Annotated in this window: 16 protein-coding genes and 2 pseudogenes; 9 read left to right on the top strand and 9 right to left on the bottom strand. The window is 58.7% G+C overall.

Annotated features, from left to right (window positions below; all coding sequences use genetic code 11):
* Positions 1-38 precede the first annotated feature (38 nt).
* The 6 genes from U5805_RS02845 to U5805_RS02820 form a co-directional block, all read right to left on the bottom strand.
* Entirely contained in the window at positions 39-782 is a 744-nt protein-coding gene (locus U5805_RS02845) for a TetR/AcrR family transcriptional regulator (protein WP_322101922.1), read from the bottom strand.
* A gap of 89 nt (positions 783-871) precedes the next feature.
* On the bottom strand, positions 872-1,531 hold the full coding sequence (locus U5805_RS02840; protein WP_322101921.1) for a TetR/AcrR family transcriptional regulator: 660 nt from the start codon (positions 1,529-1,531) through the stop codon (positions 872-874).
* A gap of 48 nt (positions 1,532-1,579) precedes the next feature.
* Positions 1,580-2,533, bottom strand: a complete 954-nt coding sequence (locus U5805_RS02835; RefSeq protein ID WP_322101920.1) for a PDR/VanB family oxidoreductase — start codon at positions 2,531-2,533, stop codon at positions 1,580-1,582.
* 108 nt (positions 2,534-2,641) lie between these two features.
* Positions 2,642-3,799 (bottom strand): aromatic ring-hydroxylating dioxygenase subunit alpha, encoded by a 1,158-nt coding sequence (locus U5805_RS02830; protein ID WP_322101919.1) that lies wholly within the window; start codon positions 3,797-3,799, stop codon positions 2,642-2,644.
* A gap of 6 nt (positions 3,800-3,805) precedes the next feature.
* Positions 3,806-4,717: an SMP-30/gluconolactonase/LRE family protein gene (locus tag U5805_RS02825; RefSeq protein ID WP_322101918.1), complete on the bottom strand. Its 912-nt coding sequence runs from the start codon at positions 4,715-4,717 to the stop codon at positions 3,806-3,808.
* Positions 4,718-4,764: 47 nt separating this feature from the next.
* Entirely contained in the window at positions 4,765-5,526 is a 762-nt protein-coding gene (locus U5805_RS02820) for an enoyl-CoA hydratase/isomerase family protein (protein WP_322101917.1), read from the bottom strand.
* 472 nt (positions 5,527-5,998) lie between these two features.
* On the opposite strand from U5805_RS02820, the gene U5805_RS02815 reads away from it, so the two are divergent.
* Together U5805_RS02815 and U5805_RS02810 are read left to right on the top strand one after the other, a co-directional pair.
* Positions 5,999-7,369, top strand: coding sequence for an MFS transporter (locus U5805_RS02815; RefSeq protein WP_322101916.1), 1,371 nt, complete (start codon positions 5,999-6,001; stop codon positions 7,367-7,369).
* Positions 7,370-7,439: 70 nt separating this feature from the next.
* Complete coding sequence (locus U5805_RS02810; protein ID WP_322101915.1) at positions 7,440-7,811, top strand: NAD(P)-binding domain-containing protein; 372 nt, start codon at positions 7,440-7,442, stop codon at positions 7,809-7,811.
* A gap of 494 nt (positions 7,812-8,305) precedes the next feature.
* Here the strand turns inward: U5805_RS02810 and U5805_RS02805 are convergent.
* Positions 8,306-8,574 (bottom strand): annotated as a pseudogene (locus tag U5805_RS02805) (transposase); the annotation flags it as partial.
* Positions 8,575-8,718: 144 nt separating this feature from the next.
* Complete coding sequence (locus tag U5805_RS02800; RefSeq protein ID WP_322101914.1) at positions 8,719-9,378, bottom strand: TetR/AcrR family transcriptional regulator; 660 nt, start codon at positions 9,376-9,378, stop codon at positions 8,719-8,721.
* 266 nt (positions 9,379-9,644) lie between these two features.
* Between U5805_RS02800 and U5805_RS02795 the strand changes: the two genes are divergently transcribed.
* The 7 genes and pseudogenes from U5805_RS02795 to U5805_RS02765 all read left to right on the top strand — a co-directional run.
* A complete protein-coding gene (locus tag U5805_RS02795) occupies positions 9,645-10,865 on the top strand; it encodes an MFS transporter (protein WP_322101913.1) in 1,221 nt (406 codons plus the stop codon).
* A 395-nt stretch (positions 10,866-11,260) separates the two neighbouring features.
* Positions 11,261-12,211, top strand: a complete 951-nt coding sequence (locus U5805_RS02790) for an alpha/beta hydrolase (protein ID WP_322101912.1) — start codon at positions 11,261-11,263, stop codon at positions 12,209-12,211.
* 63 nt (positions 12,212-12,274) lie between these two features.
* A complete protein-coding gene (locus U5805_RS02785; protein WP_322101911.1) occupies positions 12,275-12,571 on the top strand; it encodes an EthD family reductase in 297 nt (98 codons plus the stop codon).
* 19 nt (positions 12,572-12,590) lie between these two features.
* Entirely contained in the window at positions 12,591-13,601 is a 1,011-nt protein-coding gene (locus U5805_RS02780) for an alpha/beta hydrolase (RefSeq protein WP_322101910.1), read from the top strand.
* A 15-nt stretch (positions 13,602-13,616) separates the two neighbouring features.
* Complete coding sequence (locus U5805_RS02775; RefSeq protein WP_322101909.1) at positions 13,617-14,447, top strand: oxidoreductase; 831 nt, start codon at positions 13,617-13,619, stop codon at positions 14,445-14,447.
* Between the two features lie 63 nt (positions 14,448-14,510).
* Positions 14,511-15,362, top strand: a complete 852-nt coding sequence (locus U5805_RS02770) for an NAD(P)-dependent oxidoreductase (RefSeq protein ID WP_322101908.1) — start codon at positions 14,511-14,513, stop codon at positions 15,360-15,362.
* A gap of 26 nt (positions 15,363-15,388) precedes the next feature.
* Positions 15,389-15,472, top strand: a pseudogene (locus U5805_RS02765) (LysR family transcriptional regulator); the annotation flags it as partial.
* A gap of 12 nt (positions 15,473-15,484) precedes the next feature.
* Here the strand turns inward: U5805_RS02765 and U5805_RS02760 are convergent.
* Positions 15,485-17,233, bottom strand: coding sequence for an ABC transporter permease subunit (locus U5805_RS02760; RefSeq protein WP_322101907.1), 1,749 nt, complete (start codon positions 17,231-17,233; stop codon positions 15,485-15,487).
* Positions 17,234-17,346: the final 113 nt, after the last annotated feature.

Here is a 17,346-nt window from a genome sequence, read left to right as displayed (position 1 = left end):
CCGCGTGAGGCGAAGCAGTGCGGTCGACATTAGTCCAGTTAAACCCGCTCTTTACGTTTTACCGTTGAAGATTTCGAGGCCGTATCCCGAGTCGTCCCAACGAGGGCTCGGACACCGGCAGCGGCAAATCGTACCAGTTGCTCGTAGTGCGCGATAGACTTCGATGTGCGCTCCGGCGCACCGAGGCGGGCAGCGCGCCCATTGAGCGCGTGGGCTTGTTGTCGCGCTCCAACGGAGAACAGGTAGGCCCAGGTGGCATGTTCGTGCGAGATGCCTGGCAGGACCGTATGCAACGCATCGATGACTCGCTCCGCGATGGGGTCGTAGTACTTTTCGCGAACCCGCCGCGAACGTTCATCACTGCCCAAGCTGATAGTCGCCACCAATTGCACGTACAGTGCGAGATTGTCAGCATCCTCGCCATGAAAGATTTTTGACAGCGGAGTGAAGGCAATAGTCAGCACATCTTCGACGGTCGCTGAGCGCCCGCTCGAAAACAGGTCGTCAAGCAGCTTGCCACGATACTGGTTGATCTTCGAAGAGCGTCGCTCGAACACGGCCTCGAAGAGTTTATCTTTGGATGCGTAGTGGTAGTGAACGAGCGCCTGCGCAACGCCCGCTTCCTCAGCGATATTGCGCATGCTGGCGCCGGCGTATCCGTGTTCGCCGAACACACGCTCGGCGGCGTTCAGGATTGCTGAGACGCGAGAACTGGGCGCCTGATCTGCCTCTTGTATCACGCCCGATTTTGCTGATGCCTTTTTTGCACGCTCTGACCTCATGTCGTCCGTCCCCTTACATCCTATTCGATCGATCAGTCAGTATAACCCGAACTTTCCCGGTGGCAGTCATTTGTTAAGGCGCAAAACAATCACGTCTTCTGAGCGACCGATCTTTGCTGAACTAGCTCGCGAACACCAGCGGCCGCGAAGCGCACGAGCTCCGCGTAATGTGCTGTCGATGTCGCGGCGCGTTCGGCCGCACCTAAGTGTATTGCGCGACCGTTCAAAGCGTGGGCCTGTTGCCTTGCGCCAACGGCAAAGAGATAGGCCCACACCGCCTGCTCGCGCGTGATGTCGGGCACGACGATATGCAACGCGTCAATGAAACGCTCCGCGGATGGATCGTAGAACCGCTCGCGCAGTCTGCGTGAGCGCGCGTCGTTGCCCAAGCTGATCGCGGCCACCATCTGCACATAAAACGCGAGATTTTCTGTTTCGTCTTTGTGAAAAATGCTGGTAAGCGGCGTGAAAGCGATAGTCAGCACGTCTTCGATGATGGCGGGCGTGTCACACTCAAACAGCGCGTCGAGCAACCGTTCGCGATGGCGGTTGATTGCCAGCGATCGCCGCTCGAATACGGCTTCATAGAGCTTTTCCTTGGATGCGTAATGGTAGTGAAGCGATGCCTGCGCTACACACGCGTCTTCGGCGATCTGGCGCATGCTGGCGCCCGCGTAGCCGAAAGTACCAAATACGCGCTCGGCAGCGTCCAGAATCGTCGCGGTTCTCGCGTATGGCGTGTTGTCCATCGGCGCCCGCGGTCTTTTTGCAGAGACCATGTCCGATTTCCCTTGGGGTCAGAGGTCTAGGATCAATTCGTCGGTGAGCGATCGAGACACACACAGCGCGATCATGCTGCACGAAGCGCGTGCGGTGTCGGACAGCACTTCGTCCCGATGATCCGGAACGCCTTCGATGACGCCTGTGAGACACGTGCCGCATACGCCCTGCTCGCAGGAAACCGGCACGTCGACACCGTTCTCACGTAAGACCTGTGCAATGCTCTTGCCAGGTGGTACGGTGAGCGTCGTCCCGGTGCGAGCCAGCACGACGTTAAATGGGCGGTCTGCTTCGTCGTTCGCTTCGCCTCTAGCGGCGAACAACTCGTGGTGAAATGCTTCCGGAGGCAACAGCCTGCCGGCTTTTTCCGCGACGAGATCAATCATGCCCACGGGGCCGCACACGTAAACATGCGCACCCGCTCGACTCGTCGCGATAACATGCTCGATGGTTTCGGCAACAGCGTCCGAATTCGCGAAGTAAATCCGCGCGCGTTCGCCGAACGCCTGAGTGATCTCGTCAGCGAAGACCGCATGCTCAGCAGAACGGCAAAAATAGTGCAGTTCGAATGATGCGTGCTCTTTAACCATTCGATAGGCCATGCTGAGCATTGGCGTGATTCCAATGCCGCCGGCGAGAAGAATGTGGTGGCTGGCCGACCAAGCGATCTCGAAGTTGTTACGTGGTTGGCTGACGGTCAGATTATCGCCCACACATAACTCGCGATGGGCATGGCGCGACCCGCCGCGCGATTCAGCTTCGAGCTTGATCGCGAGACGCAGCCTGCGATCGTCGGGTCGCCCGCACGACGAATACTGGCGAATCAGGGACGAGGTGATGTGCAGGTCGACATGTGAACCCGGCTCGAAGACAGGGAACGTTGTGCCGTCTACGGTTTCGAATTCGAATACCTTTATATCCGGGGCGCCGTCGATAATGCTGACTACTTTCACTGGGATGGTCGAGGCCACGCGGAGAACTCCTATGAATGCATCGCTGCGCACGTTGTGCATCGATACCCAACGCACGACGCGCGTGGAAAAGCCGCATAACCTTGGCTATGCAGCGTCGCGACATCCTCACTGGGGAGGAAAAATGCGATTGAGGTAGCCACTAAGTACCTGTTGCACGCCTTTTTCGATCGGCGCCATCCGGCCCGGAGTGAAGCGACTCGAATGCAGGCTGGTCTGGACGGACTCGAGCATCGCCCGGTCTTCGTCCATTACGCGCGCCTGGCATTCGCGATAAGCCTCGACCCGTTCGGCGAATTCCGGTTCATCGAAATAAACCTTGGGTAGGAGGGTGTACACGATGATGCGGCTTTTTTCCGGCCCGAGCGGCCACACGATGTAAGGGTGGATCGTGTCGATGCGGGCAAAGAGCGTGAAGTTCGGCGGCAGCAGGCCCGAGACAGAGAATTCCTTTGTCTTGCCTTCCAGCCAAGGCAGCGGGCCGAACACGGGCTCGCCGGAGAAGGTGGAGGGGCCTGAATTGTATTCCGACACGTAACCGCCATGCTCGCGTGCGCCAAATTTGAAGGCTTCCTTCCTGAACCTTCGGCCATTGGTAGTCGTATGAACGACGTTCAGATGGTAGAAGTCGATCAGATTTTCGACGATGAGCTTCCAGTTGCAGTTGAGCTCGCCAACAGTCTGCACGGCGAGCTGGCAGTCCTGCTGACGCAGATAACCGAAGTCCTCTTCAAACGATGCCACTGAAGCCGAGAGCGGCGGCGCGGCCTCGTCGAAGTTGATGAAGATCCAACCGCTCCATGTTTCCAACCGGATCGGGGGCAGCGCGCACTTCGATGTATCGAAATTTTCCGCTTCATTCATTCCGGGTGCGCCCATCAGCTTGCCCGTTAAGTCATAAGTCCAGCCGTGAAACGGGCAATTGAACACGCGCTTGTTGCCCTTGCCAAACGCGACTTCGACGCCCCGGTGAGCGCACATGTTCGACATGGCAGCGATTTCTGTCGTGCTGGTGCGCACCACCAGTACGGGTTCGTCAACGACTCGTAGCGCAACATAGTCACCGACATTCTTTAACTCTTCTTCGCGGCCCACGCAGAGCCACTCCTTCATGAAAATTTGATCCTTCTCTAGCCGATAGATGTCTTCAGACGTGTAGATGGCGCCCGGCGCGTGCGTGGCCCGATGCGCGGGCAGGCGGGTCAGGGCGAAACTTTGCGCGTTTAATGAGTTCACGGTTTTGCTCTCGACGAATTGGGTTGACAATGTGCCTTATCCGAGGAATTCGGGCTCGGGCAAGCCTTTCACGCCCGGGCGGACCGCCAGGACGTTCCCAGCGAGCGGCTGCTGCGCTAGCTCTTTTTCATTCATGCGGCGGCGCGCCGTAGTGATGAACAGCGTGTCGAGATCCGGACCGCCGAAGCACAGGCTGCTCACGCGACGAACCGGCAGGTTGATCACCATGTCTATCCGTCCGCGCGGGTCGTAGCGCGTGACGCACCAGCCGTCCATGTTGGCGCTCCAGAAGCAGCCGTCGGCGTCGACGGTCGAGCCATCGCAGATACCGCGGCCAAGTGGTACGTCGGCGAATTTTCTGCGGTTGTAAATCTCGCCATCCACCGAGTCATAGTCGAACACGTCGATCTGGCAACTGAACGAGTCGGTCATGTACATCAATCGGTTGTCGGGGCTGAAGCTGATGCCATTGATGCAGGTAATGCCTTCCATGATCAGACGCGGCTTGAGATCTGGGTCAAGTCTGAACAACCGGCCGCGCGGCGTATAAGCGGCGGCTTCGACGGTTCCCGACCAGTAGCGACCATGACGGTCGGTTTTGCCGTCGTTGAAGCGATTCTTCGGGCGCTCCGCATCCGGACGTGCGACTTCGGTCAGTTCGCCCGTTTCCGGCGAGAAAAAGTAGAAGCCCGAACGCATACCGACGATCAGCCCGCCCTTGGCGCGCAGTCCGATGCTGCCGATTTCCTCCTGCATCGACCAGCTCTTCTTGGCGCCGCTCGAAATGTCGAGCCGGTGGATTACCTGACCGATGCCGTCGACCCACCAGAGCAGTTGCGTTTTTTCATCCCAGATAATCGATTCGCCCAGCACGTCCGGATGGGGATCAATTACATCGATTACCGAACCGACCATGTCTATGGGACGGGTCAAGCTGCTGACTGTCATGTTGCCTCCTGTATGTCTAAAAATGGATGTGTTCTTTGCAATGGTGTTCAGGCCGACGTCTTCATGCGCGCAATGCCTTCGAGCGCGAGGCCGTAGCCCAGCACGTCGTGCAGCCGAGACTTGAGTTCCTGATTCAGGCAGGTTCGCGTATAACGGCGCACGAGGCGCGGTTGGCTCAGCATGAGTTGTGCGAGTTCACGCGCACGAGGCAGGAGATCCGACTGCGGCATGACCTCGTTGACGAGGCCCATGTCGAGCGCTTCAGTGGCTGAGATTGATTGACCGGTCAGCAGGAAGTAGTGACCGCGTGCGCGACCCATGAGAAGCGGCATGATCAGATGCATACCGTCGCCCGGAACCATGCCGCCCTGAAAGTGCGCCGTGTCCTGGATAATCGCGGTGTCCGACGCCAGCACGATGTCTCCAAGCAGCGGGATTTCCGCGTGCCGAACCGCCGGCCCATTAATGAGGCTGATGACAGGTGCTTCGATATTGAGCAAATTGATCAGCAGATGTTTGGCTTCCCAGTAAATCGGGTCGTAGATTGCCGGCGTCATTGAATTGCGGTTCTGATGCATGCCGGGCGCGATGGGAGGCCCGCTGAACGCGGGTCCGGTTCCCGTCATGATCACCACGTCGTTTTCCCGATCACGGGCTACATCAAGAAAGGCCTGTTCAAACTCCCGATGCGCGATCAGATTCCAAACGAGCGACTCTCCATTGGTATGGAAATGCATTTCGAGGACCCCGTCGGTCCGGTTCATGCGGATGGTCTCGAATTTCTCTGCGTATTCGTCGAAAGTACTCACAATGTCGCTCCTCACAAAAGAAAACATCTTGGCGCCGCGCCGCACGGGGCGCGTTGAGCATCGACATCACATGAGCCGATGCTCAACGTGATGTCGATGCTAGACCTGACTGATCGATCAGTCAACGAGGGTAAATCTCGAGTGCCCCGATGCTGATTTCGGTTGACCGCTCTCGTAGGGTTTCAGTATTTTAATACTGTTCGATCGATCAGTCAGGATTGGTGAGGCGATGTGGCGGTTCGACGGGGCGGGGTTGAAGCGAAATGCGGTGCGATCTGCGCATGTCAACGCCGCCGGAGCCGCAATCCGAATGAATCAGTTGAAACCTAATGCCCCGCATGCGCCGCATGCGGCGGATACAACGATCAGGAGACGGTACTCGTGAATTGGATCGAAACCTTGCGCTCGCCGCTCGCGGGCACCAATTTTCCATCACGCCGTGCATCGGCATGCGAGAGATAGGAGGCCTATCATGTCGCGCAAAATTGCCATCGATCCCGACGCGTCGACGTCGCTTCCACACGATCAAGGCACGCGTCGCGTGCTGTACGCGAAAGTCGCGATGCGACTGGTACCGCTTCTGATCGTCTGCTATATCGTTGCATATCTCGACCGCATTAACGTGGGTTTCGCGAAACTGCAGATGCAGGACGACCTTGGTTTCAGCGACGCCGTGTACGGCTTTGGCGCCGGCATTTTCTTCATTGGCTATTTCTTGTTCGAAGTACCGAGCAATTTGCTGATGAAATGCATCGGCGCGCGCAAGACCATCACGCGCATCATGATTCTGTGGGGAATCACGGGTTGTTGCATGGCGTATGTGTCCAACGCGACGAGCTTTTGCGTGCTTCGATTTTTGCTCGGCGTTTTCGAAGCGGGTTTTTTCCCAGGTGTCGTCTACTACCTGAGCAACTGGTTTCCAAGGCAACGGCGCGGCCAGATTCTCGGTCTCTTCATGACGGGCTTTCCCTTGGCAGGCTTGATCGGCGGCCCTGTGTCCGGCTGGACGATGACGCACCTCACTAATGTCGCCAATCTCGCCGGTTGGCAATGGGTTTATATCGTCGAAGCGTCGCCGGCAATCTTGCTCGGAATCGTCACGTGGTTCACGCTCGACGACGGATACGAGCACGCAAAGTGGCTGAGCCCGTCAGAGCAGGAGATACTGCGCGATGCGTTGCGTGCCGAGATCGAACCGATGCAGAAGGGGCGCACAGGGTTGCTCTCAGGCGTACTCTGTGACCCCCGTGTGTATCTGATGAGCTTCGCGTATTTCACGTTCATCTGCGGCACGTATGCGCTCAGTTTCTGGTTGCCAACGGTGCTGCATAGCGCCGGGGTGGCAAGCATCGAACGGGTCGGCTGGCTGACGGCGATTCCATACGGTGTCGCGGCAGTCGGAATGGTTGCGATCTGCCGAAGCTCGGATCGCTTGCTGGAACGGCGGTGGCACGGTGCGGTGTGTGCACTGACAGGCGCGATTTCTCTATCGCTGTTGCCATTGCTAGCTCACGATCTGACGGCAACGTTGGTACTGTTGATCGTTGCTTCGATATCCGTATTCGTGACGATTCCGCTGCTGTGGGCCTTGGCGTCGGATTACTTTGCCGGATCGGCCGCCGCAGCCGGCGCAATCGCGCTGGTCAATAGTCTCGGCTTGCTAGGCGGCTTCGTGAGCCCATTTGCGATGGGTTGGCTCAAACAGGCGAGCGGTTCGCTTAACAGCGGACTCTATCTGATGACAGGGCTGCTTGCGCTTGGCGCCCTGGCGATGCTGTGCATGCGTTTCTCTGACAGATCGAGGTACGAAAGATTGCAATCGGGCTTGGCGGCGCCGCGTTAACAAAACTGCGCGAAGTTGTTGCTCTCGGGTTCCCGCAGGGGTCGTTTTCATTTCCCAGGTGGAAGCATCGATGATGGATATCGGAATCGTTGGACTTGGCGCGATGGGGCGTGCGATCGCACGCAATCCAGCGCAGGTAGGACATCACGTCAAGGCGTGGAACCGATCGGCAGGATTGGTCGACGGGGGCATGGTGTTGGCGCTTGCCCAAGTTTTCGACGGCGACGCGGTCCTCACGATTTTGTCGGATGAGCACGCAATCCGGTCCGTCCTGCTCGCCCCAAGCGTGCTCGATCGGGCGAGGGCGGGGCTGATCCATGTCGTCGCATCGACATTTTTGTTTCTTTCGCCCGCGAACTGGTCACATTGCATGAAGCTACGAATATCAGGGCAGCCGAGCCGTTGGGAAAGCGGCTGTCGATGCCGGGGCACGGTCCACTAGCACACGGTCGCGACGGTGGAAGCAGGCAATCGTGATCGTGACCGGTCGGTACGGCGGCGTACACCATGTGGGCCGCCTCTGCGAAATCTGGACACTGGGTAACGCTTAAACTATGAAGTAGTCTTCTGAGCGGGTAAGGCCACGGCGCCGCCGCAGCAGCCTCCGCCAAGCTCATGCGCCCCAAAATCGACTCTACGAGTGACCGGTGCAAAATTCCAGCGTCCGCACATTGCAATGTCGAGGTTCTCCCGGCAAGGCGCAGGGCGCAGACACTGCGGGCAGTGCTCTCTCATGCTTCCCTCTGTGGAGTCTTTCGACCGCTCTACGCCGAGACACCGGCGGAACTCTGCGCGCTTTCGCGCGGGATAATGTTGGAACTTCTATCTGGGCGATTACAGCCCAGCATTTTGCAGTCGCTGGCGCAAGAGGCCGTTCCGGATGACCTGCTATTGTTCAATGAACTTCAGGAACTGGTTGCGGTGATCGTCGATCTAGGCGTACTTTACCGCGGCGCCTTCGCGAAGTACGTCGTCGCTTTTGAGAGAATTTCAATATCCAGTTTCGCACTGGCGAGCTCCTTTCGCAGCCGGCTGTTCTCTGCCTCCAGCTCGCTGATCGGGCGCGTCACACGTGCAGCGCTCACATCACTACCACTCGTCTCGACAACGCCTTCGGAACCGCGGCTACGCCGGCTCCAGTTCCCTAACGTCGCCACTGGCACCCCAAGCGTGCGCGCAGCTTCATGCTGCCCGACTGTTTCGGCACTGACTTCTCTGACATGCAATCCTCCGTACGAACAGGAACTAGCAAAATTCCTGCTATACGCAAAATCGAGCCAAGGTCATCCACATAGTGCCCTGAAATATCGGTCGCCACGAGAGTCTCGCCAGCGAGCAGATTTTCCAACCTAAGTTTGAACGCGTGTCCGGTCATGCAGGGGCAAGTCCAACTTCGACGCATCCCATACCGACATTGCTTGAGTGATGGAGGCATCCATCACCGCGTAACGAATACCATCGCGGGCCAAGGTAGAAAGCCCCAGTAGAAAGGCGTCGAACACGGTAGCCAGCGCCCGAGCATCGGTGTCGGCGCGCAGTTCACCACTGTCGATACCTCGTTGCACGCAGGAAATGATGCCTGCCCGCGTCCGAGCGCGAGAGCGCGTTAGGGGCGCGGTCACATCTGCATGTTCTTCGGATGGCGCACTCATGACGCCCAAACCAACCATACAGCCTTTCGGATGCCCTCGTTCACATTGCATCTTGGCTGAACTGCGCAGGGCAGTTTCGATGGCCTCGCGCGGAGGGAGATTGGCATCCCACAGGGATTCTGTCACCTGTGCATAAGTGGATAGGTAAAGTTGCATGCATTCTTGGAACAGCGCTTCCTTGGAGCCGAAGGCTGCGTAGAAACTCGGCGCAGAGATACCGTTGCCGATACCGGCCTTTAACTGGGTCAAAGATGTCGATTCATAGCCGTTCTGCCAGAAAATGTTCATGGCTTCTTCGACCGCCTTGTCCCGGTCGAAAGTTCGCGGACGCCCCATTACCGCCATGTCGGACTCCAAGAAATTCCCATGAGTAAGATACTAAACGATACAAAAGTTGTTGACAATGCCTCGTCTGCACGAGTATTGTATCGTTTAGTATATATATTGACGAATGGTCGAAGCTCGATATGACGTGCGAAGCCATTCACCCGTTCATTGCGCCCGCTGCGGCCTGCATACAGCGGGAAAATTTTCGTCGAAATATGTACTGATCGATACATATCGTGATTCTTCCATCAGAGGAATTGACTGACGAATCCATGCCTTCATCGAGAAAGTACGCTATGACTACCTTTACTTCAACAGTGACCAGTGTCAAGGACGAGCGCTTGCCGCTCGTTGCGCTACTAGCGCTCGCCATGACCGGCCTCGTGTGCATCATCACCGAAACCTTGCCGGCGGGACTGCTGCCACAGATGGCGGCGAGCCTCAGCATTTCGACTGCTCTGGCAGGCCAGACCGTCACGGCCTATGCGCTGGGTTCGCTGCTGGCTGCCATCCCTTTGACCATTGCCACTCAAGGCTGGCGTCGGCGCAACGTGTTGTTGCTGGCCGTCGTGGGTTTCCTCGTTTTCAACTCGATCACGGCATTCTCGTCGAACTACTGGCTGACACTTGCAGCGCGGTTCTTCGTGGGTGTTTCAGCGGGACTGGCGTGGAGTCTTTTGGCTGGCTATGCGCGCCGAATGGTGCCGGTACGTCAGCAAGGCAAGGCGTTGGCCGTGGCGATGGTCGGAACACCGATCGCGTTGTCGCTAGGTGTGCCCTTGGGCGCATGGCTCGGCACCGCAATCGGCTGGCACAGTGCATTCGCCGTCATGTCAGCGCTGACCTTGGTGTTGATCGTGTGGGTGCTTGCCAAGGTGCCGGATTATCCGGGACAGGCAGGCTATGAGCGTTTGCCTTTACGCAGGGTGTTCACGACGCCGGGTGTGCGGCCTGTGCTTGGCGTGGTGATCGCTTGGATGCTGGCGCACAACATTCTCTATACATATATCGCGCCCTTCGTTGCACAGGCGGGACTGGCGGCGCACGTGGATGTCGTGCTGCTCATATTCGGTCTGGCGGCGCTTGTCGCTATTGGCATTGCTGGTCACCTGGTCGATCATCATTTGCGAACTACGGTACTGAGCAGTCTGGCGATCTTCGCCATTGTGTCCCTGTTGTTTATTTGGCTGGCGCGCGTACCGGCGGCCATCTATGTCGGCGTGGCCGTCTGGGGTCTCACGTTCGGTGGCGCAGCAACGCTGTTGCAAACCGCATTGGCGGATACCGCTGGCGATGGTGCCGACGTGGCGCTGTCGATGAACGTCGTCGCTTGGAATAGCGCTATCGCGGGCGGCGGATTGGCTGGGGGTGCTCTGCTGGATGCGTGGGGTGTGGCGTCTTTCCCGCCAGCACTGTTGTTGCTGTTGGTAGTTGGATTCGTCATCGCGTGGTTGGCGCGAACGCACGGCTTCAAGGTCGGAACACGTCATACGCCCTGCAGGGACATTAAACGATGAAAGCTTACGTTGTGAAAGAGGCTGGGGTCCAGAGGCGCCGCGTCTCGAAAACGTGCCGGAGCCGGTGGCTGGCGAGGGCGAGATACGCATTGCCGTGAAGGTCATTGGGCTCAATCGTCTCGACCGCTGCGTGCGCAGTGGCGCATGGGCGTAACCGACCAGCCTCGCCAATTGGGCATAGAAGCCGTCGGTGAGGTGATCGAGGATAGTACTGGCACTTTGCAAACGGAAGCCCGCAACTGCCCCTCGAAGAGTTTCCCTCGCCGGCGATCGCCCACGGAGAGGGACCCGCTTGCAAAAGCGCATCGATAGCAGAATCGAACCACGCGTTTCGGAAAGATCGTCGTTGTTCTGTAGATTCAGAATCCATTCTCATCAATTTGGAGAAATATGCCATGCTAAGGAAATTGTTTTCAACCCTTGTTTTCTCGGCGGCGACATTGCTCTCGACATGGGCGTTCGCTGCGGACGAGTTTCCCATCCCCGCAGGTTTTTCCAGTGACTACCAGACTGTCGGTGGCGTTCGCCTTCACTACGTCAAAGGCGGTAGCGGGCCGCTGGTTTATCTGGTTCATGGCTTCGGCCAGACGTGGTACGAATGGCATCAATTGATGCCATTGCTGGCGAAGAATCACACCGTGGTGGCGGTCGATCTACCGGGCCTCGGGCAATCCGGAGTGCCAGCGTCGTACCGGGCGATCGATGTTGCTCCGTTGCTTTATCAGTTGGCAGAGCAATTCAGCGGTGGCCACAAGTTCGATCTGGTGGCGCATGACATCGGCATCTGGAATACCTATCCCATGCTGGTCAAGCATCAGGACAACATCCGGCGTGCCATTTACATGGAAGCGCCTATTCCCGATGACAGCATTTATAGCTTTCCGGCCTTCACGTCCAAGGGCGAATCGCTGGTCTGGCATTTCAGCTTCTTCGATGCGGACGATCAGCTTGCAGAAACGCTGATCGCCGGCAAGGAGCGCTTCTTCTTTGAGCACTTCATCAAGGTGCATGCCACGAACACGGCTGTCTTCACACCGCAAATTCTGGATCTGTATGGTAAGTCCTATGCGAAACCGCGAAGCCTGCATGCCGCGTTCGAGTATTACCGTGTGTTGAACCAGGATGTGCTCGATAACAAGGTTCTTTCGCAGCAGAAAATCGAGATTCCTATGCTCGCCATCGGTGGCGGCGGCAATGGCGGCATGGGCGAATACGAGGATCAGGTGGTTAGCCGCTATGCAGATCATGTCACGGGAGAGGTGCTGCCGGATTGTGGTCATTGGCTACCGGAGGAATGTGCCGGCCCCTTGAACCAAGCCGTGGAGAATTTCCTTGATGCACCTTGAGCACGAGCAATCCTTCTGCAAATCTCTGGGATTCATATGAATATACATACGAGTAGTACGCCAGTGGTGGTGTACGTCACCTATCAAGGTACGACGCAGACCCGGTTCGACCACGATTACTACGTCACCAGCCATTTGCCGTTGGTGATGAGGGCATGGAAGCAGTATGGCCTGGTTGGCGTGTCGGCATTTTTTCCTCCGATAGTGCAGGCCGGCACCATTGCCATTTGCGAATGTGTCTTTCGCGACGAAGTGGCGCTGAAGGCAGCATTTACTTCGGCGGAAGTTCCCGAAGTGATGGCGGATGTTCCGCGATTTACTGATTCGTCCCCGGCTCGCGTCCGCGCCGTTGGTCTTTAATTCTCAGGGAGTAAAAAGAATGGTAGATAAAAAAGTCTTTGCCCCGTGGATGACGTCGCTCGCAAGAACGGTACGGCGCGGACACTTTTGGATTCCAGGCGATCGTGTTGAACACGATGGGCGAACTTACCAGCGCGGCCCGATGTATGTGGAATGGGAAGCTCCGGAAACAGTGACCCGTCCATACCCCGTCGTCCTGATGCATGGCGGAGGTTTCCAGGGCACTGAATGGTTCGACACGCCGGATGGCCGGCCGGGTTGGGCCCAACGCTTTGTCGAAGCGGGTTACGCAGTGTTGGTGATTGATCGCCCCGGGCATGGCCGTTCGCCGTTTCATGTGCTTACGCTCGGCGACATGGGGCCGGCGTTTTCCTATGAAGGAGGCCAGCACATCTACTTTCCCGGCGACGATGAACGGCATACGGAATGGCCCTTTGCGTCGGACGATGCCAAGGCAATGGACGAGTTCATCGCTGGGTATGGGCCGTTGCCGGCGGACTTGGCGCTATCGCAGACCCTCGATTCCGACCGTACGGCGACGTTGCTCGATCGCATCGGGCCAGCGATCCTGATTACCCACTCGGCGTCCGGCCCGGACGGATGGCTGGTGGCCGACCGCCGGCCGACGCTTGTCAAGGCTATTGCCGCGATCGAGCCGATGGGGCCGCCGTTCGCGGACATCCCCAACATCGGGCCGATGATCTGGGGGCCGGTAGCCGCACCGTTGCGCTTCGAGCCTCCGGTGGCCGATGCCGCAGCTGTCCGCAATGCAGCGCCTGGCAGCTTGCGATTACCTTCGCTGGTCGGGCTGCCGATCCTGATCGTAACTGCCGAGGCGTCGGCTTTTGCCGCGGCCAGTCCGCCGACCGCGGACTTCCTTAATGCAGCGGGTGCGTCAGCCGAGCTGTTGCATTTACCCGATCACGGCGTCCATGGCAATGGCCACGGACTAATCTACGAGAAGAACTCCGATGATGCACTGGCGCCAGTGTTGAAGTGGCTTGTCCGACAGACGGAAACGCCGAGTTGAGTGAAAGGAGAATCCATGAAGAAGACCTGGCTGATTACCGGTTGCTCTAGTGGACTGGGCCAGCAGCTCGCGGAGGCTGTCGCGGCGCGAGACGACCAACTGGTTGCGACTGCTCGCAACCCGGCGGTACTGCAAGAACTGGTGCAGCGGTTCCCGGAAACAGTGCGCGTGTGCGCCCTGGATGTGACACGACCAGAGACAGCGCACGCGGCGGTGGCGCTGGCGGTAGAGTCCTTTGGTGGCCTGGACGTGCTGGTCAACAATGCGGGTTACGGCGTGTTTGGTGCAATCGAGGAAGCCATGCCCGACGAGTACCGACCGATGTTCGAGGTCAATGTGTTCGGGTTGATCGAAACGACCCGCGCAGCATTGCCAGCACTACGTCAGCGGTGCGGTGGGCGTATTGTCAACCTGTCTTCTACGGCGGGGATTACCGGCTCGGCAGGTTCGGGTTATTACGCTGCCACCAAGTTCGCCGTCGAAGGCTTGTCGGAGGCACTGGATCAGGAAGTGCGCCCGTTGGGGCTGCGCGTCGTCATTGTCGAACCCGGCCCATTCCGTACCGCGTTCCTGGGGCGCTCGATCACGATGGCCAGGCGGCAGATCAGCGAGTACGACCAGACGGCGGGTCAACGGCGCGTTTACCGAGACAGCAACGATGGCACGCAAGCGGGTGATCCGGCCAAGGCCGTTGCCATCATCTTGCGTGCGGTCGACAGCGAAGCGCCGCCGCTGCATCTGCCCTTGGGGCCAGTCGCGTTTAACGTTGCCGATCACAAGCTGGCGGCGTTCCGAGAGAACATCGAAGCATGGCGTCAGATCGCCATCGCTACTGACATCGATTGAAACTCAACAGACTTCGTTCATCCGGACGGCGGTCTGTCTTTAACTAATTGCCGGGAGAGTAAAATGGAAATCGGAATTATCGGTCTTGGAGCAATGGGTCGCGAAATTGCACGCAATCTCGGCGCAGCCGGCCATACAGTCACTGCATGGAATCGCTCGGGTGGACAGGTCGAAGGGGTGCATATGGTGGAAACACCTGCACAGGCGTTGCAAGCGGACGTGGCCTTGACGATGTTGTCCGACGATGCAGCGATCCGCAGTGTTTTGCTGGACGCGAATTTGTTGTCGCAGGTGCGGCCAGGTCTGGTGCACGTCGTGGCATCGACAATTTCCGTGGCGTTCGCCGAAGAACTGACGACAAGTCACCGCGCGGCGGGGATCGACTATGCGGCCGCGCCGGTACTGGGGCGGCCGGATGTTGCGGCTAAGGGTGAACTCAATGTTTTGGCCGCAGGCGCGCCGACTGTGCTGGAGAAGGTGCGGCCGGTGCTGGAAATTATCAGCAAACGCATTTGGTACATGGGTGAGGAGCCACCGACAGCTCATGCCGCAAAAATTGCCTGCAACATGATGATTACGATGGCGATCGAGGCGATGGCCGAGGCCGTGGTGTTGACCGAGGCTAATGGGTTGGCGCGAGAACGGTTCTTCGACCTGATTCTGAATACCTTGTTCGGTAGCCGTTCCTACCAAGTCTATTCGACGAACATTATCAACGATCGCTATGAGCCGGGATTCAAGGCCGTTCTCGGTCTGAAAGACCTGCGACTTGCCCATGCAGCGGCGGAACAGTTGGGACGAAATCTACCGATGCTCGAAGCCGTGCGCCACCAGATGACCGAGGCTGTCAACGCCGGTGGCGGTGACAGGGATTGGTCGGTAATGGCTGATTACACTATTCGGTCAGTAGAGTGAAACGCAGGTTTCGGAGAAACGAGGCAATGGAATTCCGACATCTGCGCTGCTCCCTGGCTGTTGCCGAAGAACTCCATTTCGCTCGCGCAGCGGAGAAGCTGCATATTGAATAGTCGTCGTTTTCACGCCCTTGTCCGTTCTCGCGGACGTAATTTCTCGCCGATGAGGAACAGCACCGCGACGACGGCCAGTACGATGACCGACGCCGCTGCTAGCGCAGGGGAAAACTGCAGGTTGATGTCGTCCCACATCTTGCGCGGCAGCGTCACGCAGATGCCGCCTCCGATGAATAGCGAAATCGTCAGTTCCTCGAAGGAACTGAGGAACGCGAAGATCAGCGCGGCGAACAGGCCGCCCTTGAGCATCGGCAGCATGATCCGGCGCAGCGTGTACAGCGAACGCGCGCCCATCGTTTCGGAAGCCTGATTCAGGCGCCAATCGTATTGCTTGAGTTGACCGAGCAGGATCGTGAAGACGAGCGGCGTCGCGACCACGGTATGACCCAACGCGATGCCGGTCCGCGTTGCGATGAGTCCCGCGGGTGCGAACAGGTAGAACAGTCCGATCGCAATCACCACATGCGGAATCATCACTGGCGACAGAAACAGCAGAAACACCGCCCGCGATGCCGCGCGCCGGCTGCGCGCTACGCCGAGCGCCGCCAGACCTGAGACCACGAGGGTCAACACCGCGGTGGCGATGCCGATCACGAACGAATTGAGCATCGCGTGAATCCACGTTTCGGACGCGAAGAACACCTTGAGCCAACGCAGCGAGAAGCCCGGCGTTGGCACCGAGAGGAAATCGGCGCTGCTGAATGCCATCGGCACGCACACGATGATCGGCACTAGCAGCAACACGATCAGCGCGATCGCATACCCGTCGAGCAGCCGGCCGAGCCACGCGCATTCGCCGGTGAGACGCCACAGCAGCGACGTCGCGCGGCCGAGCAGCCGCAGCAGCGACATGCCGCACCGGTGAACGAGCGTATGCGAGGCACGGCGGCGCGCGTCGCCGCCCAGGCTCGACAGCCCGAACACGAGGTCGTACGCGATGCACGACACCAGCGCGGCGCCGATCAGCATCGCGCTCAGCGCACCGGCAAACGCCCACGCCTGCTGGCTCATGATCTGATCGATGATGATCTGCGCGAGCACGGTGTCGCGGCGGCTGCCGACGAGCGCCGGCGTGATGAAAAAGCCGAGCGAGCCGATGAACACCAGCAAGCCGGTCGCCGCGACGCCTGGCAAAGTCGTGTGAAACGTGATGCGCCAGAACGCTTCGCCGGCATCGGCGCCCATCGTCGCGGCCGCACGGGATGGATTGCGGTCGAGGCTCAGCATCGTCGGCAGCATCGTGATGACGGCGAGCGGCAACATCGTGTGCGCCATCACCAGCACGACCGTCGCACGCGAGAACAGCAGATCAGGTGCTTTCGTCCGTCCGAGCAGATGGAACAGTTGCGCGATCGGCCCGCTTTGACCGAGCACGACGATCCAGATGAAGCTCTTGACGAGCGCACCGGTCCAGAACGGAAACAGCACCAGCATGACCAGCGCCGGACGCCGCCTAGCCGGTTGCCGCGCGAGCCAGTAAGCGAGCGGGTAGCCGAACACGAGACACAGCACAGTGGTGTAGAACGCGATCGAGAAGGTGTTGCCGAGCACGCGCAGGTAGATCGGCGTAGCGAGCGCGCGATGGAAGGCGTCGATCGACAGTGCGCCGGTAGCGCTGTCCTGCACGCTCAGCGTCAACACGCGCAGGCAAGGCACCAGCACGAGCAGCAGAAGCAGCACGACGCCGGGCAGTGCTAGCCACACGGGGTCGAACGGGCGGCGGGATACCTCGGGGATAGACTGGCTTGCTCTCACGATGCGTGGTGTCCTGCGGTTCCGGTGTGTAAAAAAGAGGCTTGGGTGGGCCTGCGATGATGTCGCTCACGGCGTCGCATGCGGTGTCGTCTCACGGTTGCGCGCAAAGCGCC

Source organism: Paraburkholderia sp. J41, assembly GCF_905220235.1.
In the GTDB taxonomy this organism is placed as follows: domain Bacteria; phylum Pseudomonadota; class Gammaproteobacteria; order Burkholderiales; family Burkholderiaceae; genus Paraburkholderia.
The sequence above is the reverse complement of the archived record's forward strand: the minus strand, read 5'-3'. Positions and strand labels throughout refer to the sequence as shown.